Consider the following 11567-nt stretch of genomic DNA (forward strand, 5'->3'; position numbering starts at 1 on the left):
CTTTTTAGTATATAATTAAGTATACAAGAAAATAGACAAAAAAGGGTACAAAAATTTGTGCTTTTATTTTTCCCCTTTTATGTATCAACTTTAATGTTAATACATTAGTCTACTTTTCTTGTCTCCAAGGATGGAAGGTTTCTTCGATAGTATTATACTTTTTGAAGTTTCGCGTGTTTCTCCTTTTTATTAAATCTAGGATATACTCCTCTTGAGATAAGCTTATATCCACCCCGCGAACATTCGAGTTTTCGTAGTACCTTCCTATTTTCCTTAGGGTTGAATCTTTTAAACCTGAGACCCTAGCAAGGTCTTCGTATTTCACAGGAGGTGAGCACATTCTTAATTTCATAATATCTCTAATTAATTCGTCGTTGTTAAGGGCGCTTTGAGGCTTTCTTTCGTTGGTTCCAGGTGTTTCATATGGGTTAGATGTGTATTTAAACAACTTAAACATTGTGTCATGATATGTTCTTACATCATTAACAGGATCATAGTTATAAAAATACAAAGTCTTAATCTTGTCTGATAAAAGAGCGTAAGACACCCTCCCATAGGCGACCCTATTTGTAGGGGCTATATCAAAGACAGAATAGCAAATCAGAACACAAGGATCCTTCATAAACGGCATATAGCATTCTAAAATTTCTGAGTAAGCGTCGTTATTTTTAGGAGAAAAAGAGAACAAACGCACCTCCCCCAAGGTAGCCGATTTATCTATTTTCTCTTTATAGTTTTCAAATATTTCTTTTATAATCCTTGATTTCTCCTTTGAAAATTTAATTAAACAAGGATTTAAGTGTATAAAGTAAAAGTTAATCTCTGCCATAGGTTCTCCTTTCGGTAGTTGAGATATCTCAATTATACACTAAAAAAGAGACAAATAAGTATATTAACATAAACAAAAACTCCATTCAAAAAATGGATTTTTATTATCTCTCTATTGTTCCGTTGAGTAAGAGAACAAATAACAAACAGAAAGTGTAGGTAAAAAATGAAAAAAAGAATTCCAATTACAATTCCATTCGAAGATGATGAACTTCTAACTTCATGGGAGCTTAGAATGGCAAAAGCTAATCTTTATAACAACAGAAATGACTTTTCAAAGGAATGGTCAAAAGGTCAGTTATTGGCAAGAGACAGTTTTGGATTTAGTAGAGACCTCTTATTAGGATCTTTCTACAAGGACAATCAATTTATGGTTTATGAAAAGCATAGTCTTTATCCCTTCTTTGCACCATTTTTTAACAAGCAAAAGCAAGAGAAAATACTATACGCGCAAAGAACTGGCTTTGATAAAGAATCACCTATTGGTAAATGGGGTCTTAATGTTCCTAGTTATAAGTATTGCCCAGAGTGTGCAAAAGAAGACCCAAGAATCTATCTTCATAGAGCTCACCAACTACCTGGTGTAGATGTATGCCACCTTCATGGATGCAGACTCATTAAACTTGATAAAAAATACAACGGTGAAGAAATGTTTAACATAGTTATGGGTGAAGAGCCTAATTATTTCATAGAACCTATTGATGTAGCACATGCACAATTTGCGAAAGAATTTATGGATTCTGCCTTTGATATAACTGTAAAAGATATTCACAAGATGATTGAAATAAGAGTAAAAGAACTTAAATTAAAAACCATTGACAATGTAAGAGCCATGTTTAGTATGGATCACAAACCAATTTATGATAGAGATGCCAAATATATACTATCAAGTCCACAGCTCTTATCCGAAAAATTTCTTATGAAAAATCTCATTACAATTTTTGGAGATATGTTTACCTTCAAAAGAATCTATAAGAGATATATCAAAAAAGAAGCACCTAAAGTTCTTCCAGAAGAAATAGTTAAACAAGGTTATGAACTAATAAGCCCATATAAAAGAAACATAATGGAGATAAGGCACAAGGGTTGCGCTCAAAGCTTTCTAATAACAGAACATGGACTAAAAGAACTTTCTTTAAGATGTCCAGACTGCACTAATCTTACAAACAAAGAACTTTATGAAAGAATGTTTAATAGCATTGCAAACAATGAATTTACTCTTCTATCTCCCTTTAAGGGAATAGGACAAAAGGTAAAAATTAAACACTCTTGTGGACATAAGTTTAAATCAAATCCAATAGAGTTCTACTACAACGAAAGAGGCTGTCCTAAATGCTTATCTAGACTTACCCAAGATGAAGCTCAAGAAAAAGTAGATCAGGTTGATCCCACATGGAAAGTGCTAAACTACACAACTTTAGAAAATAAGGCAGAATTTCTCCACACAACTTGTAATCATACTGTAGAAAGGCGCTTTGCCGATTTCTTAAGAAAAGGCATGTCTTGTCCAACTTGTAAAAAGCTAGAAAAGACATCTAAAACTCCAGAATTTGTAGAAAAGATGAAAAGATTGGTAGGCGACGAATATGAACTTGTTGGAGACTTCATGGGAGACAGAAGACCTGTGAAGATTAGGCATAAGCCTTGTGGTTTGGTTACAGAGTATCCTAGGGCTTCATACTTTCTTAATGGTCAGAGATGTCCTCTATGTCATGGAACCATATCCCAAGATGATATTAGTGCTTATGTAAGTGCAAGGTCTAAGGGGGCATATATGGTAAGTGGTTTCTTACCTTCAAAGGATTTAGAAATCTTAAACACTGTTACAGATGAGGTCTACACCTTAAAGAAAAAACTTGTTTTACAAGAACTCGCAAGGCCTACAGCATCAGAAATACTACCTTGTAATACTAATGAGGATATAGAAAGACCAATTTCTGTTGGCGGGAAATTCTTTAAAGAGTTACAAAAACACTTTAATGGCAAGGCTTTTAAAGCAAGGGACATTATGGATAGGGGTTGGACTAAAAACCAAACACAACGAAACCTTAGAAGACTTGTGTCCTTGGGTCTTGTCAAAAAGGATGAGGGTTTCTACAGCTTAGTTCAAGATTACAAAATAGAAGATAAAGACTAACAAATAACCTTTAATGAGCTCTCCCCTCTACCCTTGGCAAAGAAAATCAATTCATTTTAAACCTAAAGATAAGTTTTAGCAAAGAACAAATAAAAGGATGTGAAAACAATATGCGCCATATTAAGGAAAAAACTAAATTAAAACAAAAAAGGTGCCAAGGTGAAGGTATAGACTATGTTCCATGGATAATGGCTCACGAGCAGTCATCTGTAGGATCATCGTTTATCGCTAAAAACTATAAAACAGGAAGAGATGTTCATATGCTTTCTAACTCCGAAGCAAAGGTCTTCTTTCTCCTTCTTTGGGATGATGATGTCTTAGACATTAAAGAACAGTATGTTTTGGACTTAGATGAAACGAAGCAAATTGCAGATGACTTAGGATATAGAAAACCCCAACGACACATGTCTACAGATTTTTTCCTAGATATTAATGACCCAGTTTATAGCCACATGGCTATATCAGTAAAAATGAATGAAAAAGATCTTGAAAAAAGAAGATCTCAGGAACTTCTAAAGATTGAAAGAACATATTGGGAATCTAAAGGGGTGTGGTACGAGCTTATCTTTGCCGACAACATAAATCCAATTCTTGTAAAAAACATCAGACTTGTTACCAAAATCAATAAACCAGAAGACATTCAGTCTGATGTAGATGCTTTAAGGTATTTACTAACACACAAAAAGATTTCCACTGACATGCATAAGGAAATCAACTACCAAGAACTATTAAAACTATATAAAAAGGAGGTTGATCAGCTTTATGAAATTTTTACAAGAGACGAAAAAAGAAATTGGAGAAGAAAAGACATTAGATGTTGGTGAGATATATAAAGAAGTTAACACCACTGGAAAACTTATAAACTACCTAGATATAGAATATTTTGTCTTAGGATATGACAGAGATTTGAACATTTATTGTTGTAAAAAAGGTTCACGCACACTCGTAATTGTTATGATGAGCTCTGAAGAAGTTTTCAAAAAAATTGAGGAAGGTAAACTTTATCCTGTTGAAGATACAGATCATGTAATTGTGGATGAAGATCTTTTATCAGAAAAAGAGTTAGAAGAATTCAAACTTCTAAAGGCTGCTATGAATGAAATAGTAGCCTCTTACTCTCCTGATTTTTCCTATATTGTAAGTAAAACCAACAAAAACCATCTAAAAGAATTGGCTAAAAGCTGTAATATGGACTACAACCTTTTTAGAAGAAAGATTACTAAATATCTAAGTTCAGGAATGAAAGACTACTCCCTTCTCTCTAAAAGATCGGAAGTGTTTGGTGATAGGAGAAAAAGAAACAAGCCCTATGAATATAAAGAACTTACAGGAAGAAAAGCTAAAAATTCCAAAGGAGATATAATACCTCAAGGTGTAATTTTAACTGATGAGATAAAGAAAAGTTTTGAGCCCTTTGTAGAAATGGTAAGAAAGGGACTAACTATTCCACAAGCCTATATTCGTTATTGTGCAAGTCTTCAAGTTTTAGAAAATGCATTTCAAGATGGGAATAAGCTTTTGACAAATAAAGATCAAAGACCTACTCTCGCCCAGTTTAGATATTACGTGGAAAGTAAACTAGGTAAAAAAGACAAGATAATTGGTACAAAAGGTTCACTTTACTACCACAACAACTATAGAGCTCTTAATTCTGATAATCTTACCAATACAGGATTTCCTGGCGATATAGTAGAAATAGACGCTTGGGAAGCAGATGTAGCCCTTGTAGATAGAATTAACAACGAGCCTGTAGGTAGGGCCACTGTATATTTAATGATTGACCGCTACACAAGACTTATTTGTGCATGTTCAGTTGGATATGAAGTTAACTCATTTATAGGCCTCTCAAATTTATTTATGAGTCTTGCAGAAGATAAGGTAGAGAAATTCGAAAGAAACGGCCTTCATTTAGATGAATGGAAGATTCCACTACCCGACCCATTCTTACCAAACCTAATTGTTACAGATAACGGTTCAGATTTTAAATCAAATATGTTCAGAGATACTCTTTCAAGACTTGAAATTGAGCATGAAATAGCACCTCCTGGTGTAGGATCTGCTAAGGGACTTGTAGAAAGAACCTTCGGCGAGTTTGCAATTGCTCATAAAGATGTTTTTAAGAAATCGGGACTCATTACAAAAGACTATGGTAGCACCCACCACAAAGACGCTGTATTAACCTTAGACGAGTATGAAAAATACCTTCTATTGGCAGTTGCTGAGCATAACTTCAAAGCCATGGGAGCCTACCCTGTTCACGACAAAGAATTACTTGAAAAAGATATAGCTCTTAACCCATATAACTTATGGAGATACTACACAGAGGAAAAACAACTAAGACCAAGGGAAATCATTGATAAGTCAACATACTACTATAGCTTGATGAATAAAGTTAAGGCTTCTTTAAACATAAAGGGGGTTGTATTTAAAGGCCTTTACTACTCAGTGCAAGGTGAGCCTAAATTTGTAAAGATGCAAGAAAGAAATAAAACAAAGCACTTAGACCTTAGACTTGATCCAAGAGACGTTTCAAAACTTTACTATTTGGATTCAGGAGAGCTTAAGTTTCTTCCACTTAACCCAAATAAGGCTTCTAACCGAATATATTTTGGCAAAACTCTTAAAGAGGCTGAGAAATTAAAAGCATTGGAAAAAGACCTAAAGAAAAAAGGTGCAGATTCCAATGAAGATCTTTTAGCAGCAGGTGTTATGGTTGCAGATGCCATGGTAAAGGATGCTAAGAAAAACAAACCTAAAAAAGATAAAAAAGTTACTAAAGAAAAAATAAGAGAAAATAGAAAAGCTGAAAAGTTGGAAAGAGCCTATGAAGGTAGAATTTCTAATCAAATAGAGTTAGAAGAAGACCCAATACCAGCCCTACCAGAAGCTGAAGAAAAAACATCTAGTGACATTGGTAAGTACAGTTCTTATGAAGAATGGTTAGAAGACTTCGAATCAGCAATGTAAAAGTATAAAGAGGAGGATTTCATGAAAAATTTCAAAAACTTTAAATATGAATATACAGAAAACAAATCATATGAAACAAATGAAGAGTTCTATTCTCAAAAATATGAAAACAGAGACGGGAAAAATGTAGACGCAATCTACACTCCTCCTATCTCACAGCTTGACAAAGGAAATATCTTTGTTGAGGCATTACCAAGGATGAGATCAGAAGATAGATTAATCTTAGATGCCAATGTAGATCTTCCAGAATTTAACCACGACAAACTTATAAGAAGACCCCTATCTGAACAAATAGCTCTTCTTAATGACCTATATAGTCTAAGGATTCTCCTTCCTATACAAAAGAACTTAGATGCAATATTCTACAACCTCATAAGTAGAGTTTATAGGTCAAGAGAATACGAAATCACAAAAGACACTCATAAAGAACATGATGGAAGAGAATGGACAGAAACACTTGCCTATGGAAAATTGGGAGAAGCGCCACCTTCTGGCTTCTCCCTCTTAGGCTATGCAGGCTCTGGAAAAACATCCATGCTACAAACTATGTTTAGCCATTATCCTCAAGTGATTTGGCACAAAAGCGAAGGACATGTTTTCCCTCAGCTTTTATACATTATGTGTAATAGTAACGCATCTTCTCAAAACGACTTTAGCGCCGTGCTAAACGATGTTTGCAGACAGATAGACATAGCTATAGGAAATAACAACTTTTACTACTACAATCAAGTAGTTAAAATGGCTAATTATGACAGAAAAATTGGTCTTATCAAAAAGCTGATTAACCTTTTTAACATAGGTGTCATAGCAATAGATGAAATTCAGTCATTAGACTTTAATAAAAATAACAAGGAAACCTATTCTAAACTCTTACAAATTACCAATGACACTAAAGTTGGCTTCATCCTATGTGGTACAGAAGAGGCTTATGATAACATGTTTTCTTCCCTTCATATGACAAGAAGGTTTTTGCCTATTACAGCATCCTCCTACACTGGCGACATTGCTTTTAGTGAGATGTTTGTTAGAAACCTCTTAAGATTTCAGTGGTTTAATGAAAAAGATATGATTGACATACCGCCTTACGGAGAAACTAACGAAGCATTTCAAGAATTTGTCTCAACCATCTACAACTGTACCAATGGAATCATCGCACTCATGGTAAATCTCTATGAGAAGATAAACTTTGAATATCTTATTAGGAAAAGAAAACCAAAAGTAAACGGTAAGTTTGTAGAAAGTGTATTTGCTAAGTACTTCTCTGGTGTTGATAAAATACTAAGAGGATTAGATAAAGATTTTTCAGCAGCTGCAACTAAGAAAGTACTAACTCAATCCAATACAAGAAAGGAAGAAGCGTTGGCTCAAATAGAAGTAAAAAAAGAATTAGATAAAATAGTATCCTTAAATTATAAGACAGACCAAGAATTAAAAAGAGATCTTTTAAATAACATCACAAGAAGTATAGCTATGGTAATGGGTTCTAATTTTTCAGAAGAAGAAATAAGAACCGCATGTAAGACCGTTCTAGCGAGAAAAGAATCTCAAGGAAAAACAGAAGCTAGTTTAACAAGGGATGTGGTCAATCAACTAAATAGCAAGCCTAAAAAAGCAAAAAAAGTTAATGATATACCTCAAAGCTTAGCTAAAATCACTAGAGGTGAAGAATGAAAAGATTTCCTTATTTAAGACCCCTTTACCCCGATGAGTTGGCCCACACTTATATGCTAAGCATAGCTAGAGATAACCTCATAACAAACGCAGACCTTTGCCAAAATATATTAAAACTTAGAAATGGAAAACTCAGCCATATAGAATATAGATACGACAGCCTTTACTACTTAGGTAACTTCATAGCCCTAACAGGTTCAACAGATCCCTTTGAGTTCTTTACAAAAGCAACCATCTACAATGCGATTTCTCCATTCATAGACCATAAAATCAGAAGCACAACCATAGGATTTTGCTTGTCAGATTTTAAGTTAAGACAAAAAATACGGTCGACCTTTAACCACAACTTTATAAAAGAGCTAAAAATATGCCCTCTTTGCCAAAAAGAAGAAGAGGAAAAGTATGGAGAGTATTATTACCATAGGTCACATCAGCTAGACAGAGTAAAGGTATGTCATAAACATGGAACACCTTTATCGATCGTAAGAGAAAATGGCGAGGGACTGAAGCTAACAGAAATAGAAATAAAAGAAAACTTAGAAAAAGAAAAAGAAATCGCTGAATTCTTCTATCTGCTACTAAACTTAGAAGATAATGAAGAATTAAAAGACAAGTGGTTAAAGAAACTAGATGACTACATCTTTTTCTATACCCTTGCATCAGAAATATGGGTGAACATTCCTAATTCAATATCTTATAGCTCAACCTCACCCTTAGATGATATCATGGAAAATATTATTTTTTACCTTAAAAATGGACACTATCCTTCAGATCCAATAAAGAAGGTAAAAGCTAAAGATTATGAAATCATAGAAGACTTAGGTGATAATATCTATAGGTGCAAATGCTTAATATGCGGAAAAGAATTTATTTCTACCAAAGACATATTATCTGTTCCCTACGCTTGCACATGTGCAAGAGAAGGAAAACCTGATGAGAAAGTAATCAAGGAGCTTTTTAGGAAAAGATATAACAAGAGATTCAAACTCTTATATCTTCACGCCATAAAAAAGAGCTACTTTCTACTACTTTACGATAAAGAATACAGACACATACTCCTAGTCAAGCCGTCAACTCTATTTTTCGGTCAAGTGGATACAATTATGGGAGCAAGTGCTGTGAAAGGAAATGGGAACAGAAAAAGATTGGTAAATGCGGATACTCTAAAGAATCTTCCCTTTACTATTAGTATAGAAGATAACAGGATTCATATCTTTTGTAAAAAATGTGGGCAAACAACTACAACACGACTTGGAGAAAGATATATACTAAGCTGTCCCCATTGTAAAGACACAGAAACCTAAAAAAAGCACCCCTTAGACGAAAGTCTTAGGGGTATTTTGCTATCTACTTTTAAAATTAAAAAAACCAAATAATATCTATTTGGAGTGGACTAAAAGTATGGGGTTATTTAAGTTCTACGTAAAGTTTGTTAGTGGAATATATAGGGTTACTTAAGTTATATATTTCAATTTAAATCCATCGAATTTAGGGAGGATTAAGTTATGCGAGAACAATTGGCACGAGAAATTATTATATCCTTTGATTCCATTGGTTGACGTAAAACTTCTAAAACTGATTTTGAAAATTCTGGCAGTTCGTCTAAAAATAATACTCCCTTATTGGCAAGAGAAATTTCTCCAGGTTTTGGTATTTGCCCTCCACCAATAAGTGAAACTGCTGATGCTGTGTGATGTGGTGCTCTAAAAGGTGGTTTTGTTATAAGTGCATTGTCATCTAAAAGCCCTGATATGGAATAAATTTTTGTAACTTCAATTGCCTCTTCAAAGTCAAGCTCCGGAAGGATAGTTGGAAATCTTTTTGCTGCCATTGTCTTTCCAGAACCAGGTGAACCCAGTATTAAAATATTTGACTTAGCGCAGGCAGAAATTTCAAGAGCCCTCTTTAAATTTTCTTGTCCCTTAATGTCAGAAAAATCAACATCATAAGAAACCTTTTCCCTGATAAAACTTCCTTGACATCTTTCAATTTCAATTTCGCCTCTTATAAAAGAAATTACTTCTTCTAAAGTTTTTACTGGATAAATTTCAACATCACTAACTATGGCACATTCTTTGCGATTTTCGTAAGGCACAATGAATTTTCTATATCCCTTTTCGCGCATAGATATTACCATAGGAAGAGCACCTTGAATTTTATTTATCTTTCCATCTAGGGCAAGCTCACCCATATATGTATAGGGACTGTAATCAAGCTCTAAACTTTCATCGCAGCTCAAAAGGCTTACTGCAATGGCAAGGTCAAGCTGTGTACCATCTTTTCTTAAATTTGCAGGAGCTAAATTTATTGTAATTCTCTTTTTTGGAAAGTCGAAGCCAGAATTTTTTATTGCCGATTTTACTCTTTCAGTTGATTCTTTTACTGCAGTGTCTGCAAGTCCAACCAGTATAATTTTTGGCATTCCGTTTGAAAGGTCAACTTCAACATCTACTGGATAACCATTAAGTCCAGTTAGTGTACAAGTTTTTGTGCAAGAGTACATAATTCCTCCTCAACTATAATAAAATTCTTATAGTATTATTCTTAATTACATTTTAACAGAAAACCTTTACAAATTCTAAAAAAATTAAAAAGCCAGACAAATTTATCTGGCTTAAAATAAATTATTAAATTACAAAATTTCCATTTTTAAAGATTTGGACTTCTTCTCCATTTTCCTTAACGCCAATTATTTCTGTTGTGGCATCTCCAACCATAAAGTCCACATGAGTTATAGAATCGTTCATGCCAAGTTTTTTTAATTCACAAGTAGAAAGTTTTTCTCCATTTTCTATGCATGAAGGGTAGGATTTTCCAAGAGCAAAGTGACAAGATGCATTTTCGTCGTAAAGTGTGTTGTAAAATAAAACTTTTCTCATAGAAATTGGTGTGTCATGAGATACAAGGGCAACTTCTCCAAGTCTCTTTGAACCTTCATCAGTTTCAATAATATTTTTTAAATATTCTTTTCCACTTTTTGCATCATAATCAATTACTTCGCCATCTTTAAAAACTAAATAGAAGTCTTCAATTAGATTTCCATTGTAATTTAGGGGCATTGTTGAATAAACTTTTCCATTTACTCCATCAAGTCTTGGTGCAGAAAAAACTTCTTCACTAGGCATATTGGCAATAAATTCTTCTCCGTCACTATTTACATCGCCAGCTCCTGCAAAGATATATCCCTTTGGAAGGTAAACTTCTAAATCAGTCCCCTTTTCTGACTTGTAGTGAAGTTTTTCAAATTTACTTTCATTTAAGAATTTGCTATATCTATTTAAGTTGTTTACATGGTCCTCAAGAGCCCTTTCTGGATCTTCTTTAAAAAGTCTCACTGAAGAAAAAATTTCATACCACAATTTTCTAACTGCTTCTTTTTCTTCTAATTCTGGAAAAACTTTTTTTGCCCATGAAGGTATACTTGCTCCAACTACAATCCAAGACACATAATTTGCCATCATCTTTTCGGAAAAATCCTTTAATGCCTTTGATGTAGCAATATTTGCCTTAAATAATTTTTCTGAATCAATTCCTTTAAAAGCATCTGGATCAGAACCTGTAACTGAAAGATACTTTGCCTTTTTTTCCATGTAATAATTTTCTTTATCTATTTTGTGTTTTGGTACATCAGTTAAAACTTCTATACTTTCATTTTTGTATTTTAACTTTGAAATTTCTTGATCTCTATAATCCATTACAACTTCAATTGCACCAAGCTCATAGGCTTTTTTTGTACAAATAATGGCAAAGTCCCTTGCTTCTATGGGGCATCTTACAACAAGTCTATCGCCCTCTTTAATTTTTAACCCAATCTTTAAAATTAATTCAGCGTACTTTTCTATATAATCATCAACTACAAAATTTTTGTAATCCATTTTATCATCCTTTCCATTTATCTTTTATTAAAAAATAATATACAACAAAAAAATTTTATTTGCAAAAAAATACTATTGGAGAGATGTCC

At 33.6% G+C, this 11567-nt stretch carries 8 protein-coding genes; 5 read left to right on the forward strand and 3 right to left on the reverse strand.

Annotation, left to right across the window (positions count from 1 at the left end; translation table 11 throughout):
* Window positions 1–109: 109 nt before the first annotated feature.
* A complete protein-coding gene (locus tag JOD41_RS01600; protein WP_205051302.1) occupies window positions 110–829 on the reverse strand; it encodes a hypothetical protein in 720 nt (239 codons plus the stop codon).
* Window positions 830–994: 165 nt separating this feature from the next.
* Between JOD41_RS01600 and JOD41_RS01605 the strand changes: the two genes are divergently transcribed.
* The 5 genes from JOD41_RS01605 to JOD41_RS01625 all read left to right on the forward strand — a co-directional run bounded on the left by JOD41_RS01605 (window position 995) and on the right by JOD41_RS01625 (window position 8907).
* Entirely contained in the window at window positions 995–2965 is a 1971-nt protein-coding gene (locus tag JOD41_RS01605) for a TniQ family protein (RefSeq protein WP_205051303.1), read from the forward strand.
* Window positions 2966–3075: 110 nt separating this feature from the next.
* Window positions 3076–3789, forward strand: a complete 714-nt coding sequence (locus tag JOD41_RS01610) for a TnsA endonuclease N-terminal domain-containing protein (RefSeq protein ID WP_205051304.1) — start codon at window positions 3076–3078, stop codon at window positions 3787–3789.
* Window positions 3728–5932, forward strand: coding sequence for an integrase catalytic domain-containing protein (locus tag JOD41_RS01615; RefSeq protein WP_205051305.1), 2205 nt, complete (start codon window positions 3728–3730; stop codon window positions 5930–5932). The genes JOD41_RS01610 and JOD41_RS01615 overlap by 62 nt, the downstream gene beginning before the upstream one ends.
* A 21-nt stretch (window positions 5933–5953) precedes the next feature.
* Complete coding sequence (locus JOD41_RS01620; protein ID WP_205051306.1) at window positions 5954–7603, forward strand: ATP-binding protein; 1650 nt, start codon at window positions 5954–5956, stop codon at window positions 7601–7603.
* Entirely contained in the window at window positions 7600–8907 is a 1308-nt protein-coding gene (locus JOD41_RS01625; RefSeq protein ID WP_205051307.1) for a TniQ family protein, read from the forward strand. Before JOD41_RS01620 ends, JOD41_RS01625 begins: the two co-directional genes overlap by 4 nt.
* Window positions 8908–9101: 194 nt before the next feature.
* Here the strand turns inward: JOD41_RS01625 and JOD41_RS01630 are convergent, their stop codons facing one another.
* Both JOD41_RS01630 and JOD41_RS01635 read right to left on the reverse strand, forming a co-directional pair.
* Window positions 9102–10106, reverse strand: a complete 1005-nt coding sequence (locus tag JOD41_RS01630; RefSeq protein WP_239540857.1) for a YifB family Mg chelatase-like AAA ATPase — start codon at window positions 10104–10106, stop codon at window positions 9102–9104.
* A 124-nt stretch (window positions 10107–10230) separates the two neighbouring features.
* Complete coding sequence (locus JOD41_RS01635; protein WP_205051308.1) at window positions 10231–11478, reverse strand: aminopeptidase; 1248 nt, start codon at window positions 11476–11478, stop codon at window positions 10231–10233.
* Window positions 11479–11567 lie beyond the last annotated feature (89 nt).

This window comes from Peptoniphilus gorbachii, assembly GCF_016908115.1.
Classification (GTDB): Bacteria; Bacillota; Clostridia; order Tissierellales; family Peptoniphilaceae; genus Peptoniphilus_A; species Peptoniphilus_A gorbachii.

Coding starts and splice junctions, on each gene's coding strand:
- JOD41_RS01635 (WP_205051308.1), bottom strand. CDS start 11,478: ATGGATTACAAAAATTTTGTAGTTGATGATTATATAGAAAAGTACGCT.
- JOD41_RS01610 (WP_205051304.1), top strand. CDS start 3,076: ATGCGCCATATTAAGGAAAAAACTAAATTAAAACAAAAAAGGTGCCAA.
- JOD41_RS01615 (WP_205051305.1), top strand. CDS start 3,728: ATGAAATTTTTACAAGAGACGAAAAAAGAAATTGGAGAAGAAAAGACA.
- JOD41_RS01620 (WP_205051306.1), top strand. CDS start 5,954: ATGAAAAATTTCAAAAACTTTAAATATGAATATACAGAAAACAAATCA.
- JOD41_RS01605 (WP_205051303.1), top strand. CDS start 995: ATGAAAAAAAGAATTCCAATTACAATTCCATTCGAAGATGATGAACTT.
- JOD41_RS01625 (WP_205051307.1), top strand. CDS start 7,600: ATGAAAAGATTTCCTTATTTAAGACCCCTTTACCCCGATGAGTTGGCC.
- JOD41_RS01630 (WP_239540857.1), bottom strand. CDS start 10,106: ATGTACTCTTGCACAAAAACTTGTACACTAACTGGACTTAATGGTTAT.
- JOD41_RS01600 (WP_205051302.1), bottom strand. CDS start 829: ATGGCAGAGATTAACTTTTACTTTATACACTTAAATCCTTGTTTAATT.